The organism is Pseudomonas sp. TE3899 (assembly GCF_056279105.1).
Map to the genome: position 1 here is coordinate 1424713 of NZ_JBWBQR010000001.1, position 20352 is coordinate 1445064.

The window sequence follows — 20352 nt, forward strand, 5'->3', positions numbered from 1 at the left end:
CATTTAGTGGAAAAGAACACCGAAATCGAACTGAGGCTGCTGATCGAGGCGATCTACCTCAAGTACAGCTATGACTTTCGTGACTACTCCGGCGCCTCGATCAAGCGCCGGGTCGCTCATGCCTTGAGTCAGTTCGAGTGCGCGACCATCTCGGCGTTGCAGGAGAAAGTCCTGCACGACCCGACCGCGTTCATGCAGTTGCTGCAGTTGCTGACGATCCCGGTCAGCGAGATGTTCCGTGACCCGTCGCACTTTCTGGCGATCCGTAAGGAAGTGGTACCGCTGCTCAAGACCTATCCGTCGATCAAGATCTGGATTGCCGGGTGCAGCACCGGTGAAGAGGTCTATTCGATGGCGATCCTGTTGCGCGAGGAAGGCTTGCTCGAACGCACGATCATCTACGCCACCGACATCAATCCGCGCTCACTGGAAAAAGCCAAGCAAGGGATTTTCTCCATGGAGAACGTGCGCGCCTACACTTCCAATTACCAGCAGGCCGGTGGCCAGCGCTCGTTTGCCGACTACTACACGGCCGCCTATGGTTACGCGATTTTCGACAAGAGCCTGTGCGAGAACGTGACCTTTGCTGACCATAGCCTGGCGACCGACAGTGTGTTTTCAGAAACTCAATTAATTTCGTGTCGCAACGTATTGATTTACTTCAATAAAAAATTGCAGGATCGAGCGTTTGGCTTGTTTCATGAGTCGCTGTGCCATCGTGGATTCCTGGTGCTGGGCAGTAAGGAAACCCCGGATTTCTCGGCGTTCGGCAAGCAGTTCGAGCCATTGGTCAAACAAGAACGGATCTACCGTAAATCATGAACAACGAAGCCGGTTTGCCGACCGTAGAGGCTATCGTGATCGGCGCTTCGGCTGGTGGAGTCGAGGCGCTGCTGAATATCCTCAGCCCGCTGCGTGAAGGGTTTGCCCTGCCGATCATCGTGGTGCTGCACCTGCCTGACGATCGTCGCAGCCAGTTGACCGAGGTGTTTGCCCGACGGGTTTCACTGCCGGTGCTGGAGGCTGTCGACAAGACGTTGGTCGAAGCCGGGACCCTGTATTTTGCCGCGCCGGGTTATCACCTCTCGGTGGAACAGGACCGCAGTTTCTCGTTGAGCCTGGAGGACCGCGTGCACTATTCGCGGCCCGCCATTGATTTTCTGTTCGAGTCCGCCGCTGATGCTTACGGACCGGCGCTGGCGGCCGTGTTGTTGACCGGTGCCAACCGCGATGGCGCCAACGGTCTGGCCCAGGTCAAGTACCGTGGCGGCCTGACCGTGGTGCAAGACCCGGACGAAGCCCAGGTCGCGACGATGCCCCAGGCGGCGCTGGACTTGCATCAACCTGACCACATTCTCCCTATACGCGGCATCGGCCGTTTGCTTGTCGAGTTGGAACGAATAGCATGCTGAGTGACATCCAAGCCAAACTGCTGATCGTCGACGATCTGCCGGAAAACCTGCTGGCCCTCGAAGCGTTGATCAAGCGCGAAGACCGCATGGTCTACAAGGCGCTGTCGGCGGACGAAGCGCTGTCGTTGTTGCTGCAACACGAATTCGCCATGGCCATTCTTGACGTGCAGATGCCGGGCATGAACGGCTTCGAACTGGCCGAACTGATGCGCGGCACGGAAAAGACCAAGAACATCCCGATTGTCTTCGTCAGCGCTGCTGGCCGTGAGCTGAACTACGCGTTCAAAGGGTACGAAAGCGGTGCCGTGGACTTCTTGCACAAGCCGCTGGATATCCACGCGGTCAAGAGCAAGGTCAATGTGTTCGTCGACCTGTATCGCCAGAGCAAGGCCATGAAGCAACAGGTCGAAGCCCTGGAGCAGAGCCGTCGCGAGCAGGAAGCACTGCTGAAAAAACTGCAGACCACTCAGAATGAGCTGGAGCAAGCCGTGCGCATGCGCGATGACTTTATGTCAATCGTCGCCCACGAAGTGCGCACGCCGCTCAATGGCCTGATCCTCGAAACCCAATTGCGCAAGATGCACCTGGCCCGGGACAACGCAGCGGCGTTTACCCTGGACAAGATGCACGCCATGGTCGACCGCGACGAGCGGCAGATCAAAAGCCTGATCCGCCTGATCGAAGACATGCTCGATGTCTCGCGCATCCGCACCGGCAAACTGTCGATCCGCCCGAGCCGGGTAGATCTGGTGCAACTGGTCGACAACCTGCTGCAAAACTTCGCGCCGCAGGTTGATGCCGCCGAGTCCTCGGTGACGTTCAGCGCCGAAGGGCCGGTGGAAGGGCAGTGGGACGAGTTCCGGATCGAGCAGGTGATTTCCAACTTGCTGACCAACGCCCTGCGCTATGGCGGCAAGGGTCAGATCGATGTGCGGGTGTATTGCCACGAAGGCCAGGCCCGGGTCGAGGTCCAGGACCGCGGCATCGGCATCAGTGAAGAAAACCAGAAGCGTATTTTTCAACAGTTCGAACGGGTTTCAGCCAAGACCGTGATTGCGGGACTTGGGCTCGGGCTCTTTATTTCCGAGCAAATCGTCGCCGCCCATGGCGGATCCATCGTCGTCGAGAGCAGAATCAACGAAGGCGCCTTATTTCGCGTTTGTCTGCCGCTGTAGGAAAGCAGCCAGATAAACGCAACCTCTGAACGACCTCACGGTCGTATCAGCAGCTATTGACCGAACAAAGGCTTCCCATGAGTGAAGATGCGCAAGATGTAGTACTCATTGTCGAGGACGATCCCTCGATTTTGATGGTGTTGTCTGCCTATCTGTCGGGCGAGGGGTATCGGGTGTTGCAGGCCGAAAACGGCGAGCAAGCCTTCGAAATCCTGGCCAGTAAACCGCACCTGGACATGATGATTACCGACTTCCGCCTGCCTGGCGGGATTTCCGGCGTGCAGATCGCCGAGCCCGCGGTCAAGCTGCGACCGGAGCTCAAGGTTATTTTCATCAGCGGTTATCCGCAGGAAATCCGCGAGACCGACAGCCCGATTACCCGCAAGGCGCCGATTCTGGGCAAGCCGTTTGACCTGTATGTGTTGCAGGAATTGATGCAGGAAATGCTGTCCTGAGATCAAAAAACGCCTATCGGTGCATGGCTTGACGGTGAGGGTGATCCCGAAATCGCCTTCGCGGGCAAGCCTCGCTCCTACAGGTTCACGCGCGTCCCGTGTAGGAGCGAGGCTTGCCCGCGAAGGCGTCCGTGAGACCGCCATCGTCGGTAAAACCTCTCGGGCGCTTTAGATTCGAATCATCTCCCGCACCTTTGCCGTCAACAGGTCGAAGGTAAACGGCTTGGTGATCATCTGCATCCCCGGGTCAAGGAAACCACCGCGCACCGCTGCGTGCTCGGCATACCCGGTAATGAACAAGACCTTGAGATCGGGCCGATACTGACGACCGATTTCCGCCAGTTGCCGGCCGTTCATCCCGGGCAACCCGACATCGCTGATCAACAGATCAATGCGCTGGCCGGAATCCAGGATCGGCACTGCGCTGTCGGCATCGCCAGCCTCGACGAAGGCATAGCCCAACTCGCTCAACACCGCACTGACCAACACCCGGACCGCCGGGTCGTCTTCGACGATCAGCACGGTCTCACCGTCCTGGGCGAAGGGCGCTTGCTGGATATCCGCGAGCGGATCCTGCGCCAGGTTGCCCATGTAACGCGGCAGGTAGAGGTTAACCGTGGTGCCGTTGTCGACTTCGCTCTGGATCGTGACATGGCCTCGGGACTGCTTGCTGAAACCGTAGATCATCGATAACCCAAGCCCGGTGCCCTGGCCGATGGGTTTGGTCGTGAAGAAGGGATCAAATGCCCGGCTGATGGTGCTTTGCGGCATGCCACAGCCGGTGTCGGTGACGCTCAGCACCACATAATCCCCGGGTTCGAGGTTGCCATGGGATTCGGCGAAACCGGTGTCCAGATGCTGATTGAAGGTGTTCACCACCAATTGGCCGCCGTCGGGCATCGCATCGCGGGCATTGAGCACCAGGTTCAGCAGGGCGCTTTCCAGTTGATTGGGGTCGGCCTCGGCCACCCACAGTTGATCGCTCAACTGCATGTCCAGTTGAATGCTTTCGTTGATGCTGCGCTGCAGCAATTCGCCCATCGAGGTCACCAGGGCATTCATCTGCACGGGTTTGGAATCCAGCGACTGGCGGCGGGAAAACGCCAGCAAACGGTGGGTCAGGCCCGCCGCACGGTTGGCCGAAGTGACCCCCAGATCGATCAGGCTGTCGAGGTCGTCGGTGCGCCCCCGAGCCAGGCGTCGACGCAGCAGCTCCAGGCTGCCGATAATGCCGGTCAGCATGTTGTTGAAGTCATGGGCGATGCCGCCGGTCAATTGGCCGACTGCTTCCATCTTCTGCGACTGGCGCAATGCTTCTTCGTTGTGCCGCAGTTGCGCAGTGCGTTCCTCGACTTGTTGTTCAAGGGTTTCCAGGGTGGTTTGCAGGCGCAACTCGCTTTGGCTCAGGTCGATCAGCCGATCCCTGGCTTCGTACTGTCGTCGTCGCCCGCGCAACGCGGTGGTCACCAGACTGATCAGGGTTACCGGATGGAACGGGCGCTCAAGGAAGGTGACGTTGCCCAGTTGCGGGCCGAAGCGCGACGCCGGGTTGTGTTCCGGGCCGCCGTGATACGTCAGCAGCACAATCGGCAAGTCCGACCAGGCCGGTTGCTGTTCAATCAGGGTGAAGAGGGGTTCCAGGTCACTGCCGAGCAGCGCTTCGGACGAGATCAGCAGCAACCCGGCGCCAAACTCCAGTTCGCGACACAACGCTGGCATGTCACGGCTGATGACGCCGGCGTAACCGGCCTCGTTGAGCATCATCAGCGCAATCTGGCTGTCGCGCCCCAGTGGCGCGAGGATGATCGCGCGCTCGGAGGTCGCTGCCAGCGCCGTCATTTGTCGTCTTCCTTGAGTAGCGGATTGCTGGCGCCCAGGTAGGTCGGCACGCCGCGTAATACACCCTGGAACGCATCCAACGGTTCGCCGATGGTCATGCCGTGGCTGCTGATGCGGTATTCGCGAATGGTTGATTCATGGCTGCCGGTCCGTTTCTTGATGATGGAGATGGCCCGGCGCACTTTGCCCAGGGCTTCGAAGTAGCGCAGCAGAATTACGGTGTCGGCCAGGTACGTGATATCGACCGGCGCTTGCATGTCACCGACCAGACCATGCTGGGCGACGGTCATGAAGGTCGCGGCGCCTTGGCGGTTGAGGTACAGCAGCAACTCATGCATGTGCAACACCAGGGCGTTTTCTTCGGGCATTGCCGCCTGATAGCCGTTGATGCTGTCGATCACCACAGTCTTGATATTGCGTTCATCGACGCAGCGCCGCACCCGGTGGGAGAACTCGCCAGGGGACAGTTCGGCCGCGTCCACTTGTTCGATCAGCAAGTTGCCGGTGTCTTGCAGGGCCTTGAGATCGATGCCCATGTTTTTCATGCGTTCAAACAGCAGCCCTAGCTCTTCATCGAAGATAAACAGCGCGGCCTTTTCGCCACGGGCCACGGCTGCAGCGGCGAATATCATCGAGATCAGGGATTTGCCGGTACCGGCGGGACCGAGGATCAGCGTGCTGGAGCCGGTTTCGATGCCGCCGCCGAGCAGGGCGTCCATTTCCTTGATGCCGCTGGTCAATTGCGTGCGGATGTACTTGCCGCGATGTTCCGCCGCCACCAGGCGCGGGAACACATGCACGCCGTCGCCCATGATGGTGAAGTCGTGAAAACCACCGCGATATTTCTGGCCACGGTATTTCACCACCCGAATCCGCCGGCGTTCTGCGCCGTAGTTGGGCGTCAGTTCTTCCAGGCGAATCACCCCGTGGGCCACGCTGTGCACGGTTTTATCCAGGGATTCGGTGGTCAGGTCATCCAGCAGCAACACCGTGGCGTCATAGCGCACGAAGTAATGCTTGATGGCCAGGATCTGCCGGCGATAGCGCAAAGAGCTTTGGGCCAGCAGGCGGATTTCCGAGAGGCTGTCGAGGACCACGCGGGTCGGCTTGACTCGCTCTACGACTTCAAAGATCTGTTTGGTGGCTTCGCCCAGCTCCAGGTCCGAGGAATACAGCAAGCTTTGCTGGTGCTCGGCGTTGAGCAAGCTTTCCGGCGGGGTCAGTTCAAAGATGTGGATGTTCTCATCCAGCTCCCAGCCGTGGGACAACGCCCCTTGGCGCAGTTCACGTTCGGTTTCCGACAGGGTGATGTACAACGAGCGCTCGCCGGCTCGGGCTCCGGCGAGGAGAAAATGCAAGGCGACGGTGGTTTTACCGGTTCCGGGTTCACCCTCCAGCAAAAACACATGGCCGCGAGACAATCCACCGGCCAGGATGTCATCCAGACCTTCGATGCCGGTGGCGGCTTTTGCACTGAACAACTCGTTAGATGTAGACAAAAAAAGCCCTCTCATGACTAGGGGAAGCGAGGCAGCAGGCCTGAAATGCCTGAATTGACTGCCTGTTTCTCTTGACCCTTGGCCGTGACGACGGTTCAACCTTTTTTGCCGGGCGCGATGACGCCTGTGTGACGCCTGCTGACTGTAGGAGCAAGGCTTGCTTGACGCTGCTTTTTTTTTGTAGGAGCAAAGCTTGCTCGCGATAGCGATCTCACGGACGCCATCGCCGTTCAGCCTTACTCCTACAGGGACGGTGGCGAGCGTTACAGACCTTGCTGCAACGCCGGATCATCCGGGTTCATCTGCTCCAGTTGCGCCAGCAGAATCTGCACGTTCTGCAACTGGCCGCTTTCCTTCCAGTAATTGATCAACAACACCCGCGCCTTGCGGTCGGCTGGGTGGCGCTGGACGATTTCCTGCAGCTGTTTCTGCGCGGCTTCCAGCTCTTCCTCACCGTGCAGCGTAGTGGCCAGGTCGTAACGGTAATCCTTGTTGTCCGGCTCCAGTTCAACCGCTTTGGAAAGGCCGAGTACCGCGAATTCACTCTGCCCGTGGTGCAGCAACCAGAGGCCGAGGGCATGTTGCAGGAAGGCGGAATCGGGCTGGGCCTTCAACTGTTTGGCCAGCAACTGGCGGGCGGCGTCGGTCTGGCCTTGCTTGTCCAGTACTTCGATTTGCATGACCAGTGCCGGCAGGTTGCCAGGCTCCAACTGCAAGGTGCGCTCCAGCGCTTGTTGCGCCTCCTTCAGTTCGGCGTTGTGCAGGTGCAGCCGTGCCAGCTGATAGTGCGTGTTGGCACTTTCCGGTTCGGCCTTGAGCACCAGTTCCCAGGCATCAATCGCCTGCTGCAATGGACCGAAATACAGGCCCAGATCATCCGGTGACAGCCCCAATAGCGCGTTGACGGCTGCCAAACGCACGGTTTGCTCGCTGTCATCGAGCAACGGCCCCAGCAACAGGCTGCGTTGACCGCTGGGGACCAGGCCGACCACACTCTTGATCGCCGCCACCCGGACATCCGCCGAGCTGTTTTGCAAGTCGGCATCGGCCAGCTTCAAGGCTTGCGGGCTGGGGTAGTTGGGCAACTCGGCGAGGAGCCAGAGCCGGCGTTTGGTCGACAAGTCAGGCCGCGCCAGTTGCTGATAAAGCACCCGCGCCGCCCCCGGTTGACCGGCGCGCGCCTGGGCCAGCGCTTCGCTGTAGCCATGTTTGATCGCCTCCGGCACCACGGGCGTGGTACTGCGCAGGAAAAACCAGGCGAGGGCAATGGCGAACAGGACGCAGAGGCTGATAAGCAGGTAGCGGCGGGACTGGGGCATGCACGGATCCGGGAGCTGGCGAGCTTTTGCAAAAGACGTCAGCTTCGGTCAGGTGCGGCCGTGAGTCAAACCCTGGCTCAGTTCAAGACGTACTCGATGGGTTCGAGGGCCGGCGGCAAATCGGTTTGCCCCAACGCCGCCAGCACTTCGCGCTCCAGGGTGCGCAAAATCGCATTACACGGCAAATCGTTCTCGTCGAAGCCGAACGGGTCTTCCAGGTCGTCGCCGATCTCGTCGAGGCCAAAAAAGGTGTAACTGACGATGGCGGTGAACACCGGGGTCAGCCAACCCAATGGTTCGGCCATGGCAAACGGCAGCAGGATGCAAAACAGGTAGATGGTGCGGTGCAGCAACAGGGTGTAAGGGAAGGGCAGCGGCGTGCTTTTTATCCGTTCGCAACTGGCCTGGACCTGGCTCAGGCTGACCAGTCGGGATTCCAGTTGGGTGTAGCGCCATTCGCTGATCCGGCCGAGTTCGGCCAGCTCCGAACAGCGGGCGCCGATGCGTTGCAAGAGTGCGTCGGGGATGTTCGGGTGCTGATGGTCGATGGGGATTGAGGTCCAGGGTGCGACAGCTTGGCGTTCACTTTCAAAGCGCAGGCGCGCAATCAGGCCATGGGCGAAGCCGCACAGCTCACGCAGCAGCAACTCGCGTTCGTGCGCGTCCATCAGGCCCTGGGTCTGGCGGATCAGCGAGCGCACCTCGATGATCAATTGCCCCAATTGCTTGCGACCTTCCCACCAGCGGTCGTAACACGCGTTGTTGCGAAAACTCATGAAGATCGACAGCGACAACCCCAGCAGGGTGAAGGGCGTGGCATTGACCTTGGAGAAGTAGGCCGGGTGCCAGGTTTCCACCAGCACAATCACCGACGCGAGCAGGGTCACCAACAGGCTGCGCAAGGCAATGCGCTTGGCAATCGAGCCTTTGAGGGAAAACAGGATGCCGATCAGGTTCGGCTTGGGACGTACGATCATGGGGGCGGGGCTTTTTCGAGTGACGCTTTCGCAGCGGTTAAAGCCTAGGGGCCGGGCCGGTTTCTGTCCAATCGCTATGGCTGACAGGGTTATCGAGCGCATCTATCGCTGGCGGCTGGCTGATCATCGAATTTGCCTACAACTCCCGTCGACTTTTTAACCTGTCGGGGTCTTGAAGCAGTGACTACGCTTGCTTGAGATGACCCGATGAGTTCGCCCATGCAACCGTTTGTTCACTACTTCAAGATGCTGCTCAATCCCGGCCAAGGGGGCTTGCTGTTTGCCTTGCGAACCATTGCCGCCGGTTTGCTGACCTTGTACCTGGCGTTCCTGTTCGACCTCGACCAGCCCAAGTGGTCGATCATGGCGGTGGTCATCGTCAGCCAGCCGTCGGGTGGCATGGCGTTGGCCCGCAGCTTCGGCCAGGTTATCGGCACCACGATGGGCGCGGTCGTCGCGGTGCTGATCATGGCGATTTTCCCCCAGGCCCCGCTGCCCTTCATTATTACCCTGGCCCTGTGGCTGGCGTTGTGCACCGCTGGCGGTACGTTGTTGCGCTACACCAGCTCCCAGGCCTTTGTGCTCAGCGGCTACACGGCCGTTGTTGTGGCACTGCTGTCGGTGCCGGACCAGGACGGCACGTTCCTGCTGGCCGTCACACGGGTCACCGAGACACTGTTGGCGGTGGCTTGCGTGTGCGTGGTCAGCCTCCTGACCGCACGCCCGGAGACGGTGGCGCGCAACTATTTCGCCAAGGTCGACGAGGTGATCAAGCTGCTTGCGACCCACGCGGCGGCGGTCATCCGCACCGAAGAAAGCGAAGCCGATTTCCACCGTCGGCAGATGCAACTGTTGGGCGAGATCAGTGCGCTGGAAGGGTTGCGTCGGCATTTGTACTTCGATGCGCCTCGCCTGCGCAGTGCCAACGGCCTGGTGCAGATGCTGGGTAATCAGCTGGTGCTGCTGACCTCACGACTGACGGCGTTGCGCCACCAGCGAGAGCTGCTGGCCGAGCGCTGGCAAGGCGCATTGCCCGAAGAAATCGAGCTGTTGCGCGCCGAAGAACTGGTTTTTCTCGATGAAGTGGCGATTCAGGGGCGCGCATTGTCGACCGAGGCGCGCCAGCATTTCGTCTCACTGCAACACCGCTTCGACAGCCAGGCTTACAAGGCCGAGCAGCTCACCGAAACCATGACCGCCACCTTGCGCTCGTTGGCCTGGGCGTTGCGTTGGGAGCAGGCGCGGTTGCTTCAGCAACTGGAGCAGATTCTGGAACTCAGCGATGCGATTCAGGAGGGGCGCGAAGCCAGTTGCGTGTTTCGCGGGCAGGAGAATCCATTGCATCTGGATTTCACCCTGGCGGCGATGAACGCCATTCGCGCCTTTATCGCGTTGGTGGTGGCTGGATTGATCTGGATCGAAACCGGCTGGGACGGCGCCCGTGGCGGAATGGTGCTGGTGGGCATTCTCTGTTCGCTGATGGCGACGTTCCCGCGACCGCTGCTGGCCGCCCAGAGTTATGCGCGGGGGCTGGTCATGGCGCTGATCGCTTCGGCGCTCTACCTGTTCATGCTGTTCCCGATGATCAGCCATTTCGAGTTGTTGGCGTTGCTGTTGGTGCCGCTGCTGTACGCCGTGGCGATCGGGCTGACCACGCCGCCCACCACCGGGACGGCCATTGGCCTGGGGCTCACGACATTCCTGTTGTTGGGGCCGCAAAACATCGGGATCGGCCAGAACACGGCGATCCAGTGGTTCGAGTTCGCCGCCGCGTACACCTGCGCCACCGTGCTGGCACTGAGTGTCTACGCGCTGATCTTCCCGTTCAGACCGGTTTTACGGATGCGCCGGTTGTTCAATGAGAGCTGTGAACAGGTCTACGCGTTACTTAAGACGCCAGCCACCGATGAGCAGCAATTTGCCTTTGAAAGCCGTATGGTCGACCGCCTGACCATGATGCTTGGCTTGCTGCCGGCGATTACCGAGCAGCGCTCCCGGGAGTTGTTCGAAGTCAGCCTGGGTTGCATGGCGCTGGGCGTGGCGTTGAACCAGCTCAGGCAGCAAGGGCGCAACCATGCGCTGCTGAGTACCGATCAACAAAACCGTTTGCTGGCGGCGGTCCGTGAGACCGGGCGGTTGATTGCCGGACGGCCCGGGATCGATCTTGAGCGCCTGCTCGCCAACTTGCGCAACCTGGGGGATGAAATGGATGACCTGCATCTGGATGTTCATGAGCAGTTGTGGTCCGTATTCCGGATGCGCGTGTCGTTGCTGATCGTGGTGTCGTTTCTACAGCGCTACCGCGGCTACTTTCAACCTGCCGACACGGAAGGAGTACCGGCCCTTGCCCATTGATCTGGAATTGGGAGGTGTCTATCTGCCGCCAATCGCCCAGGCCCTGTTGCTGGCCTTGCCGATTTTTCTGCTGCTGGACTGGCTCCTGAGGCGCCTGGGTGTTTTGCGTTTCGTCTGGCACGAAGCGCTGTTCGAAGGAGCGTTGTATGCCTGCGTGTGCGCCACGCTGATCCTGGTCATGGGAGCTTGATGCCTTGAAGAACATTCTTGCCCGACTCGCCACCGTTGCCGTGGTGTTGCTGGCCTTCATCCTCGGCTGGTTTGCCTGGGAGCATTACACCCGCGCACCCTGGACCCGTGACGCCCGGGTGCGTGCCGATGTGGTGACCTTGTCCGCCGACGTCGCCGGACGCATCGTCAGCCTGAACGTGCAGGACAACCAGCATGTGGAGAAAGGCCAGTTGCTGCTGGAAATCGACCCGGCGCGCTACAGCCTGGCGGTGGAGCGGGCCAAGCGTTCGGTGGAGGTGTCGAAGGCGACCCTCGGTCAATCCCAGGCCTCGATTGTCTCCAGTGAAGCCTTGCTCAAGCAGCGTCAGAGCGAGGAGCAGCGGCGGCGCAAGTTAAAACTGGGGTTCGCGATTTCCGGTGAAGAGTGGGAAAAATCCAGCACCGAAGTGGCGGTGGCCCAGGCCGAATTGTTGCGTAACCAGGCCAACCTCGGGCTGGCCCAGGCCAATGTGCAACTGTCGATCGCCGCGTTGACCCAGGCCGAACTCGACTTGCAGCGAACCCGGGTTGAAGCGCCGGTCAGTGGCTACGTCACCAACCTGCTGACCCGCCAGGGCGATTACGCCACGGCCGGTGGTGCGTTGCTGGCGCTGGTGGACAGCGACTCGTTTTACGTCAGTGGTTACTTTGAAGAAACCAAACTGCCGCGAATCCAGGAGGGGGACCGGGTGCGGATCGAGTTAATGAGCGGCGAAACCTTCGGCGGCACGGTGCAAAGCATCGCCTTCGCCATTGCCGACCGCGAGAACGCCCCGGGTGGGCGGTTGCTGGCCAACATCAACCCCAGTTATACGTGGGTGAAACTGGCGCAACGGGTGCCGGTTCGCATTGAAATCGACGCCGATTACGCCGCAAAAAACCGGCTGCGAGCCGGCACTACGGCAACCGTTACCGTGATGGAGGGTCACCACTGAACCCCTTGTGGGAGCGGGCTTTTGTGGCGAGGGGGCTTGTCGGAATGCCGCATCACCCCGTTCGGCTGCGAAGCAGTCGTGAATCCAGGCAATTTGATGGAGCTGAAAGCATACTGGGGCCGCTTCGCGACCCAACGGGGGCAAGCCCCCTCGCCACAAAAACCCGCTCCCACAGGGAATATGTGCTGTCTTTGGCGCAAGCAAAAAAAAGCCCCGCGACCGAATGAGACGCGGGGCCAAAAAATTTGGTTGGTTGCGGCCAACCAAAGGAGCTCTTTAAAAACTTACTTGCTGGCGACCGTTGTCTCCGGCTGCCAACCGCCACCCAAGGCTTTGTAGATTGCGACGATGCCGCGATACAGATCGACTTCGGCCTGGGCCTGGGAATCTTCGGCGGCCAGACGTTCACGCTGGGCGTCGAGCAGGACCAGGAAGTCCGCCGTGCCTTCGCGGTAGCGAATCTGCGCCAGGTCGGCAGCGGCGCGGCTGGATTCACTCTGACGAATCAGCGAAATCAGGCGTTGCTGGCGTTTGCCGTAATCGCTGAAGGCGTTTTCCGATTCTTCCAGGGCCAGCAGCACTTGTTGCTCGTAGGTCGCCAGGGCGCCTTCGGCATCGGCGTCGGCACCGCGCAAACGGGCGCGCACGCTACCCAGGTCAAACGCCGCCCAGGTAATGCTTGGGCCCAGTGCCCAGGCATTGGCTGCCGCAGAACCGATCTGCGAACCACGCCCGGCGGTGAAGCCGAGGAAGCCGCTGAGGCTGACCCGCGGGAACAAATCAGCCTTGGCTACGCCGATACGGGCGGTGGCGGAAGCGAGCTTGCGTTCGGCGCTGAGAATGTCCGGGCGACGTTGCAGCAGTTCACCCGGATTACCGATCGGCAGGGCCTTGGCGATCGCAGGCAAATCTTTCGGGCTCAAGTCGACGGTCAGCTTGTCCGGACGTTCGCCCAACAGGGTGGCGATGCGGTTTTTCTGCCGAACCTGTTCGGCCTGCAATTGCGGCACACTGGCTTCGACGGACGCCAGGCGTGCATCGGCGCGGACCACATCAAGCTGATCGCCGACGCCGGCATCACGCAGGCTGACGGTGATCTTGCTCGATTCCTGCTGGTTGTTCAGGTTGGCCAGGGCGATCTTTTCCCGCAGTTGTGCGCCGCGCAGCTGGCCGTAGGCGTCCACCAGTTCGGCAATCATGCTGACTTGCAGTTGGTACAGATCGGCCTCGGCGGCTTGTTGCTCGGCGTCGGCCGATTCCAGATTGCGCTGGATGCGACCGAACAAGTCCAGTTCCCACGCCATGTCCAGGCCCAGGTCATAGCGTTCGCTGTTAACCCGTTTGGTGGTCTGGCCAGGGATTTGCCCCTTGGCCAGGTCACTGCTGGCGCGGCTGGTGATGGTCGGCATGGCGTCGTTGCTGGCGTCGTCGCGAATCGCTCGTGCGGCTTTCCAGCGGGCGAATGCCACGCGCAGATCACGGTTGCCTTGCAGCGATTGCATCACCAACTGGTTGAGGGTCGGGTCTTCAAACTGTTGCCACCAGATGCCTTCGAAACGCGAGCGGTCATAGTTCTTCTGACCGCTGGCGCCATCGGTAGCGGCCGTGATGTTGGCCGGCTCCGTGGCAGGGGTTTTGTAGTCCGGGCCGACGGCACAGGCGCTCAGCGCCAGTACCAGCAAGCTCGGCAGGAAGGCTTTCAGGCTCATTGTTGCGACTCCAGTTTCAGGGTCTTGGCCGCTTTGCGCGCTTCACCGCGCTCCACAAAGTTACGAATCAATACGTAGAACACTGGCGTCAGCAACAGACCGAAGAAGGTCACCCCGAGCATCCCGGAGAACACCGCCACGCCCATGGCATGACGCATCTCGGCACCGGCACCGCTGGAGAACACCAGTGGCACAACACCCATGATGAACGCGAAAGAGGTCATCAGGATCGGCCGCAGACGCAGACGGCACGCTTCCAGTACCGCAGCCAGAGGGCCGAGGCCTTCCTGCTGTTTATCCTTGGCAAACTCGACGATCAGAATCGCGTTCTTACAGGCAAGCCCCACCAGTACGATCAAGCCGATCTGGGTGAAGATGTTGTTGTCGCCTCCCGAAGCAATCACACCGGTAATGGCCGACAGCAGCGTCATCGGTACGATCAGGATCACCGCCAGTGGCAGGCTCCAGCTTTCGTATTGCGCCGCGAGCACCAGGAACGCCAGCAGTACGCAGAGCGGGAACACGAACAGCGCAGTGTTGCCAGACAAAATCTGCTGGTAGGTCAGGTCGGTCCATTCGTAAGTCATGCCGTTTGGAAGTTCATCCTTGAGCAGTTTCTCGATGGCGATCTGGGCCTGGCCGGAGCTGTAGCCCGGGGCTGCCGCACCGTTGATTTCAGCGGTGATGAAGCCGTTGTAGTGCATCACGCGGTCGGGACCTGAGGTGTCGCTGACCTTGATGAAGGTCGCCAGCGGGATCATCTCGCCTTTGTTGTTGCGCACTTTCAGCTGACCGATCTGGTCCGGTTCGAGGCGGAACTGTTGCTCGGCCTGAACGTTGACTTGATAGGTGCGACCGAAGCGGTTGAAGTCGTTGGCATACAGCGAACCCAGGTAAATCTGCAGGGTGTCGAAGATGTCGCTGACGGCGACGCCGTGGGTCTTGGCTTTCTCACGGTCGATGGCGGCATCGACCTGTGGCACGTTCACGGTGTAACTGGTGAACAGCGCGGCCAGTTCCGGCACGTTGTGGCTCTTGGTGATGATGTTCATGGTTTCTTTGTACAGCTCGTCGTAGCCCAGGTTGCCCCGGTCTTCGATCTGCAGGCGGAAACCACCGATGGTGCCCAGGCCTTGTACCGGCGGCGGCGGGAAGATCGCCATGTAGGCTTCTTCGATGCCGGCGAACTTGCCGTTCAAGGCACCGGCAATCGCACCGGCGGACATGCTCGGGTCTTTACGCTCGTCGAACGGTTTCAGGGTCACGAACACGATGCCGGCGTTCGGACTGTTGGTGAAGCCGTTGATCGACAGGCCCGGGAAGGCCACCGCACTTTCCACGCCAGGCTGTTTCAGGGCCAGGTCGGACATGCGCTTGATCACGTCTTCGGTACGGTCCAGGCTCGAAGCGTCCGGCAACTGCGCGAAGGCCACCAGGTATTGCTTGTCCTGGCCAGGTACGAAACCGGTCGGGGTGTTGGCGAAACCGAAGAAGGTCAGCACCATCAGGCCAGCGTACAGGAGAAGGGCGATACCGCTGCTGCGGATGACCCGGCCGACCGTGCCGACATAACCGTGGCTGGCTTTCTCAAAGAAGCGGTTGAACGGACGGAACAACCAGCCACCGAAGATCTTATCGAGGACCTTGGAGAAGCGGTCCTTCGGCGCGTCGTGGCTCTTGAGCAACACCGCAGCCAGCGCTGGCGACAGGGTCAGCGAGTTGAAGGCCGAGATCACCGTCGAAATCGCGATGGTCAGGGCGAACTGTTTATAGAACTGCCCGGTCAACCCGGAGATGAACGCCGCCGGGATAAACACAGCACACAACACCAGTGCCGTGGCGATGATCGGGCCGGTCACTTCACGCATGGCGCGCTTGGTGGCTTCGACCGGGGTCAATCCGAGTTCGATGTTCCGCTCGACGTTCTCCACCACCACGATGGCGTCATCCACCACGATACCGATGGCCAATACCAAACCGAACAGTGACAGGGCGTTCAGGGAGAAGCCAAACAGGTGCATCACCGCAAACGTACCGATCAACGATACCGGCACCGCCACCAATGGAATGATCGAGGCGCGCCAGGTTTGCAGGAACAGAATCACTACCAGCACTACGAGGATCAGCGCTTCGAATAGGGTGTGAACCACTGCCTCGATGGAGCCGCGCACGAAGATGGTCGGGTCATAGACGATGCTGAAGTCCATGCCTTCCGGGAAGCTCTTCTTCAGTTCGGCCATCTTGTCGCGAACTTCGTTGGAGATCTGGATTGCGTTGGAGCCAGGGCGCTGGAAGATCGGGATCGCCACCGCCGGTTGGTTGTTCAGCAACGAACGCAAGGCGTATTGGCTGGAACCCAGTTCAACCCGAGCGATGTCTTTGAGGCGCGTGATTTCACCGTTGTCACCGGCGCGAATGATGATGTTCTCGAACTCTTCCTCGGAAACCAGACGACCTTGGGTGTTAACCGACAACTGGAAGCTGGTGGCATTCGGCGCAGGAGGCGCGCCCAGGGCACCGGCAGCGACCTGACGGTTCTGCTCACGAATGGCGTTGACCACATCGGTCGCGGTCAGGTTGCGCGAAGCGGTCTTGTTTGGATCGAGCCATACCCGCAGGGAGTAATCGCCCATCCCGAACAGCTGCACATCACCGACACCGCCCAGACGCGCCAGCTCATCCTTGATGTTGAGCAAGGCGTAGTTGGAAAGGTAGAGCATGTCGTAGCGTTTGTCCGGCGAGGTCAAGTGGACCACCATGGTCAGGTCCGGAGAGGCCTTGTCCACGGTGATACCAATGCGCGTCACTTCTTCTGGAAGCTTCGGCTCGGTCCGGGTTACGCGGTTCTGAACTTGCACCTGCGCGTTGTCCAGGTCAGTACCCAGGGCGAAGGTGATGGTCAGGGTGATCTTGCCGTCGGCGGTGGACTGCGAGGACATGTACAGCATGTTCTCGACGCCGGTGATGGCTTGCTCCAACGGAGCGGCCACGGTTTCGCCGATGACTTTAGGGTTGGCACCCGGGAAGTTGGCGCGGACCACAACGGTCGGCGGAACCACTTCCGGGTATTCGCTGATCGGCAACTGGAACAGCGAGATGGCGCCGGCGATCAGGATCAGCAGCGACAGTACCGCTGCAAAGATCGGCCGGGAAATGAAGAATTGGGAAAAATTCATCGGAGTTGTCGTCCCTTAACCGCGTGGAGTCGCAGCAGCCAGTTTCACAACCGCACCCGGCGCGACCTTGGCAGGTGCGACTTGGGGCAGGTTGCTGGCTTCCAGCGCTTGTCGTTGTTGAGCCAGAGCGGCGAGGGTTTCCTTGGTGGCCATCGGGATCACTTCAGGCGTCACTGGAGAACCAGGGCGAACCCGTTGCAGACCCTTGACGATGACGGTGTCGTCCTTGTTCAGGCCGCTGCGCACGATGCGCAAGCCTTCGATCTTCGGACCCAGCTCGACTGAGCGGTACACGGTCTTGTTGTCGGCATCCATCACCAGCACGAACTTTTTACCCAGGTCGGTACCGACCGCTTCGTCGTTGATCAACACGGCCGAGTAGGTGCCGCTGCCGACCAGTTTCAGGCGTGCGTACAGGCCTGGGGTGTACTGGCCGTCAGCGTTATCGAACACGGCGCGACCACGGATGGTGCCGGTCTTCGGGTTGACCTGGTTGTCGACGAAGTTCATCACGCCCTGGTGCGGGTTGCCGTCCTCGTTGGACAGGCCGAGGTACACCGGAGTGGTGGCGCCGCGTTTGCCCTGACGAGCGAGCTGAGTGTATTTGAGGAACACACGCTCGTCGGCGTCGAAGTAGGCGTAGACCTTGTCAGTCGAGACGACGCTGGTGAGCGCGGTGGTATCGGCGGTCACCAGGTTACCGGCGGTGATTTCCGCACGGCTGACGCGGCCGCTGATCGGCGATGTCACGCGGGTGAAGCTCAGGTTCAGTTTGGCCAGGTCCAGTTGGGCCTGGAGGGCACCGACGGCAGCGCGGGCTTCTTGCGAAGCGCTGGTGCGCGAATCGGCCAGCTCGGCGGAGATCGCGTTGCTGGTGCGCAGGCGTTCGCCGCGCTGGGCTTCGTTTTCGCTGCGGGTGGCGTTTGCGCGGGATTGGGCGACCAGCGATTCGAGGCGGCGGACCTCAGCCTGGAATGGGCGGGGGTCGATCTGGAACAGTACATCGCCTTTCTTGACCAATGCGCCTTCAGTGAAAGCGACTTCATCGATCTGGCCGGAGACCCGTGGACGAATTTCTACGGTTTCTGGCGCTTCGAGGCGCCCGGTGAATTCGTCCCACTCGTTGACAGGTTGCTCCAGCACCTTGGCCACGCTGACCTTGGCCGCGGGCATGGTGGCGGCGGTCTCAGGAGCCTTGCCGCAAGCGCTCATCACCACTACGGCCAACAAGGCCAACGGGAAGCGCAAATGTTTGAGTGACTGTTCCATGGATGCATCCGCCAATGTATTGAGAATGGACGGATGATGCTCGGCGATGTTGTATCGCACGAATCGAATGAGGCAAAGGTAACTATCATTCGGAATGATATAAGCGCGAAGCAAGCCCTCTAGCATGCGCCTTTCGTTAGGGTGCTATCAATTGGGTTGATAACAAATCAGTGTTGCGGGTAATGCAAAGGTCGGACGGATTCGAAGTGTTGTCAACGGCTCAAACAAAGAGACGGCCATGGCGGCCGTCTCGATTAGCGTTAGTTCACTGAATTCAGTTGATCCCTTTAGGGTTCGGACCGAAGCGGTTAACGCCAGGCGTGCTGTCCTGGGCCAGGAATACGATGTTCACGATCGGCAGCAAGATCCACCAGCCACTGCGATCAGTGTCGTGCATCCGGCGAATGGCCGCACCGAGACCCGGGAGGAAAACTGCCAGGCTATATATATTGTTGAGGATCCCTTTGGTGCCCAACAAGGCGTCGATAATCATGAGGCCGATACCGATCGCAACGTTGATCAGAATAAACATCCAGTATTCCCGGCGGCTTGCGCGGCCGCTGAACACAGCATATTTCTTCAGTACTTCAATGTAAGGATTACCTTGCGCTGCGCCTGCATTTGGCGCTGTAAAGGCTTGTTCGCTCGCTTGCGGCGCGCCGCACTGCGGGCAGGCTTTGGCCAGGGTACTGATTTCCTTGGCACAACCACGACAAAAAACCATGCTCATATTTTTTCCCTAAAATTAGTCTAATGACAGTCCGATGAAAACAAGCGTCGCAATAGCCGACAAGATAACGCCGGCAATCGCCAAGTTATTTCCTGGTTTTTTCTGGTTGATACTGATGATCCCGCAAATAAGACCGGCGACGGAAAATGTGCTCATACCGACGACGGTATCTCTGTCCCATTCGGAGTCATCAAGCAGGGTGAGTAAGCAGATGATGCCCAATATCAGCGAGAGGATGGCCAGCCACGGTGAGCCGATGCCAGGAGTTGCCGCCAAGGCAACGTGTTGGCTCGCTCCGCATTGGGGACACGCTGGAGCCGTCTCGTGAATTTCCTTGGCGCACGCGCGACAAAATACCATTGTCATCGTTTTCCTTAACTTTTAATCCTGAATACCAGCACCGTTATCGCCCGGATGCCGGGCGACTTTAATGTTATTTCCGATAACTTTCGAGTTCTGTTTTTAAGGCCGGGTGTGTTGCGCAAATCGCGCTTAGCGACTGTTACTCTGGCTGGGCTAGAAAGGCGCACTCATCAATAGCGTTTGATCTTGTTCGGGTGTGGACAGCATCGAGCTGCTCGCGCGACTTAAGTCAGGCTATCCGGATCCCCAAAGAACATTTTGACTAGGCTCTAGAACAGTAGTTTCAGCTTGAAAAACTCGAATTATGCCCCCAGTTATGCCCCCAATTGCGCCGAGTGTCCGAGCGATCTCGAATGGCGATTTCTGACGCGGACCTAGGTGGCCGTGGCTGGTATTCAGTGCGCCTCCGTATACTGGATGAACAACCCGAATCCGGCAAATCCTTGGTGGTTCGATGAGTCGATATGCGAACTACTTAGCCCGCCGAGATGAGACATATGGTGTGACGTCTCTGTCTTCTACCGCCTTAAGCTCGAAGTACTGCCCTTTGGCTTTCAGCGCATGGATGATGCGACATTGGGCATAAGCGGTGCTGTATGAGGTGCTCGGGCCTTGGATGTTGAGTACCAATTCCCCTCCGTAGCTTCGCTCGTACGTCAATTCTCTCAAGGCTCCCACCGCTTCACCATGTGCCTCGGCGATCTCGATCACCAACTCCCTTAAGGCCGATTGGTCGGTGTCTGGTAGCTCAGCGGAAAACTTGACCTGGCGTTGGCTTTGAAAGCCTCCGCCACCACTGGCCGAGCTTATTCGGTTAAATGTGATGTGGGCAAGCAGGACTACTTCCATGGTCTGAACCTTCTATGTGAGTCTTACTTCTTTGTAGTAAGGGCAGCGTCGAGGCCAGGGGCCCCCTAGGTTCTGGCTAA

17 protein-coding genes are annotated in these 20352 nt (G+C 59.6%); 7 read left to right on the forward strand and 10 right to left on the reverse strand.

The annotated features are described in order from the left end of the window. Window positions 1–6 precede the first annotated feature (6 nt). The 4 genes from ACZ89E_RS06450 to ACZ89E_RS06465 all read left to right on the forward strand — a co-directional run bounded on the left by ACZ89E_RS06450 (window position 7) and on the right by ACZ89E_RS06465 (window position 3042). Entirely contained in the window at window positions 7–822 is an 816-nt protein-coding gene (locus ACZ89E_RS06450; protein WP_149660339.1) for a CheR family methyltransferase, read from the forward strand. Further along, window positions 819–1412 (forward strand): chemotaxis protein CheB, encoded by a 594-nt coding sequence (locus tag ACZ89E_RS06455; protein WP_149660340.1) that lies wholly within the window; start codon window positions 819–821, stop codon window positions 1410–1412. The genes ACZ89E_RS06450 and ACZ89E_RS06455 overlap by 4 nt, the downstream gene beginning before the upstream one ends. Further along, window positions 1406–2587: a hybrid sensor histidine kinase/response regulator gene (locus tag ACZ89E_RS06460; RefSeq protein WP_476255142.1), complete on the forward strand. Its 1182-nt coding sequence runs from the start codon at window positions 1406–1408 to the stop codon at window positions 2585–2587. The genes ACZ89E_RS06455 and ACZ89E_RS06460 overlap by 7 nt, the downstream gene beginning before the upstream one ends. Before the next feature lie 77 nt (window positions 2588–2664). After that, window positions 2665–3042: a response regulator gene (locus ACZ89E_RS06465; RefSeq protein WP_149660342.1), complete on the forward strand. Its 378-nt coding sequence runs from the start codon at window positions 2665–2667 to the stop codon at window positions 3040–3042. Window positions 3043–3210: 168 nt separating this feature from the next. On the opposite strand, the gene ACZ89E_RS06470 is transcribed toward ACZ89E_RS06465, so the two are convergent. From ACZ89E_RS06470 to ACZ89E_RS06485, 4 genes are all read right to left on the reverse strand, one after another. Beyond that, window positions 3211–4881, reverse strand: coding sequence for an ATP-binding protein (locus tag ACZ89E_RS06470; protein ID WP_149660343.1), 1671 nt, complete (start codon window positions 4879–4881; stop codon window positions 3211–3213). Continuing rightward, the gene (locus tag ACZ89E_RS06475) at window positions 4878–6380 is read right to left on the reverse strand and encodes an ATPase domain-containing protein (protein ID WP_149660344.1); all 1503 of its coding nucleotides are present in this window, start codon (window positions 6378–6380) and stop codon (window positions 4878–4880) included. Before ACZ89E_RS06475 ends, ACZ89E_RS06470 begins: the two co-directional genes overlap by 4 nt. A gap of 263 nt (window positions 6381–6643) precedes the next feature. Beyond that, window positions 6644–7699, reverse strand: a complete 1056-nt coding sequence (locus ACZ89E_RS06480) for a tetratricopeptide repeat protein (protein WP_149660345.1) — start codon at window positions 7697–7699, stop codon at window positions 6644–6646. Window positions 7700–7776: 77 nt separating this feature from the next. Continuing rightward, window positions 7777–8676 (reverse strand): bestrophin family protein, encoded by a 900-nt coding sequence (locus ACZ89E_RS06485; RefSeq protein WP_476255143.1) that lies wholly within the window; start codon window positions 8674–8676, stop codon window positions 7777–7779. A gap of 207 nt (window positions 8677–8883) precedes the next feature. On the opposite strand from ACZ89E_RS06485, the gene ACZ89E_RS06490 reads away from it, so the two are divergent. The 3 genes from ACZ89E_RS06490 to ACZ89E_RS06500 are packed head-to-tail and all read left to right on the forward strand — an operon-like array spanning window position 8884 to window position 12176. Beyond that, window positions 8884–11031: an FUSC family protein gene (locus ACZ89E_RS06490; RefSeq protein ID WP_476255144.1), complete on the forward strand. Its 2148-nt coding sequence runs from the start codon at window positions 8884–8886 to the stop codon at window positions 11029–11031. Next, a complete protein-coding gene (locus ACZ89E_RS06495; RefSeq protein WP_133839750.1) occupies window positions 11021–11221 on the forward strand; it encodes a DUF1656 domain-containing protein in 201 nt (66 codons plus the stop codon). The genes ACZ89E_RS06490 and ACZ89E_RS06495 overlap by 11 nt, the downstream gene beginning before the upstream one ends. A 4-nt stretch (window positions 11222–11225) precedes the next feature. Then, complete coding sequence (locus ACZ89E_RS06500; protein WP_123410501.1) at window positions 11226–12176, forward strand: HlyD family secretion protein; 951 nt, start codon at window positions 11226–11228, stop codon at window positions 12174–12176. 284 nt (window positions 12177–12460) lie between these two features. On the opposite strand, the gene ACZ89E_RS06505 is transcribed toward ACZ89E_RS06500, so the two are convergent. The 6 genes from ACZ89E_RS06505 to ACZ89E_RS06530 all read right to left on the reverse strand — a co-directional run bounded on the left by ACZ89E_RS06505 (window position 12461) and on the right by ACZ89E_RS06530 (window position 20272). After that, the gene (locus ACZ89E_RS06505; protein WP_149660350.1) at window positions 12461–13885 is read right to left on the reverse strand and encodes an efflux transporter outer membrane subunit; all 1425 of its coding nucleotides are present in this window, start codon (window positions 13883–13885) and stop codon (window positions 12461–12463) included. Further along, window positions 13882–17061, reverse strand: a complete 3180-nt coding sequence (locus ACZ89E_RS06510) for an efflux RND transporter permease subunit (RefSeq protein WP_149660351.1) — start codon at window positions 17059–17061, stop codon at window positions 13882–13884. The genes ACZ89E_RS06505 and ACZ89E_RS06510 overlap by 4 nt, the downstream gene beginning before the upstream one ends. A gap of 15 nt (window positions 17062–17076) precedes the next feature. Further along, window positions 17077–18330, reverse strand: coding sequence for a multidrug efflux RND transporter periplasmic adaptor subunit MexE (gene mexE, locus ACZ89E_RS06515; RefSeq protein WP_149660352.1), 1254 nt, complete (start codon window positions 18328–18330; stop codon window positions 17077–17079). A gap of 274 nt (window positions 18331–18604) precedes the next feature. Continuing rightward, window positions 18605–19054 (reverse strand): DUF805 domain-containing protein, encoded by a 450-nt coding sequence (locus ACZ89E_RS06520; protein ID WP_178129195.1) that lies wholly within the window; start codon window positions 19052–19054, stop codon window positions 18605–18607. Window positions 19055–19075: 21 nt separating this feature from the next. After that, entirely contained in the window at window positions 19076–19426 is a 351-nt protein-coding gene (locus ACZ89E_RS06525) for a DUF4190 domain-containing protein (protein ID WP_149660354.1), read from the reverse strand. A gap of 468 nt (window positions 19427–19894) precedes the next feature. Then, window positions 19895–20272, reverse strand: a complete 378-nt coding sequence (locus tag ACZ89E_RS06530) for a hypothetical protein (RefSeq protein ID WP_476255145.1) — start codon at window positions 20270–20272, stop codon at window positions 19895–19897. Between the last annotated feature and the right edge of the window lie 80 nt (window positions 20273–20352).

Bases quoted from the DNA above. Each gene is read 5' to 3' on its own strand.
- ACZ89E_RS06485 (WP_476255143.1), bottom strand. From the start codon at position 8,676: ATGATCGTACGTCCCAAGCCGAACCTGATCGGCATCCTGTTTTCCCTC.
- ACZ89E_RS06470 (WP_149660343.1), bottom strand. From the start codon at position 4,881: ATGACGGCGCTGGCAGCGACCTCCGAGCGCGCGATCATCCTCGCGCCA.
- ACZ89E_RS06530 (WP_476255145.1), bottom strand. From the start codon at position 20,272: ATGGAAGTAGTCCTGCTTGCCCACATCACATTTAACCGAATAAGCTCG.
- ACZ89E_RS06460 (WP_476255142.1), top strand. From the start codon at position 1,406: ATGCTGAGTGACATCCAAGCCAAACTGCTGATCGTCGACGATCTGCCG.
- ACZ89E_RS06510 (WP_149660351.1), bottom strand. From the start codon at position 17,061: ATGAATTTTTCCCAATTCTTCATTTCCCGGCCGATCTTTGCAGCGGTA.
- mexE (WP_149660352.1), bottom strand. From the start codon at position 18,330: ATGGAACAGTCACTCAAACATTTGCGCTTCCCGTTGGCCTTGTTGGCC.
- ACZ89E_RS06480 (WP_149660345.1), bottom strand. From the start codon at position 7,699: ATGCCCCAGTCCCGCCGCTACCTGCTTATCAGCCTCTGCGTCCTGTTC.
- ACZ89E_RS06465 (WP_149660342.1), top strand. From the start codon at position 2,665: ATGAGTGAAGATGCGCAAGATGTAGTACTCATTGTCGAGGACGATCCC.
- ACZ89E_RS06455 (WP_149660340.1), top strand. From the start codon at position 819: ATGAACAACGAAGCCGGTTTGCCGACCGTAGAGGCTATCGTGATCGGC.
- ACZ89E_RS06520 (WP_178129195.1), bottom strand. From the start codon at position 19,054: ATGGTTTTTTGTCGTGGTTGTGCCAAGGAAATCAGTACCCTGGCCAAA.
- ACZ89E_RS06505 (WP_149660350.1), bottom strand. From the start codon at position 13,885: ATGAGCCTGAAAGCCTTCCTGCCGAGCTTGCTGGTACTGGCGCTGAGC.
- ACZ89E_RS06490 (WP_476255144.1), top strand. From the start codon at position 8,884: ATGAGTTCGCCCATGCAACCGTTTGTTCACTACTTCAAGATGCTGCTC.
- ACZ89E_RS06525 (WP_149660354.1), bottom strand. From the start codon at position 19,426: ATGACAATGGTATTTTGTCGCGCGTGCGCCAAGGAAATTCACGAGACG.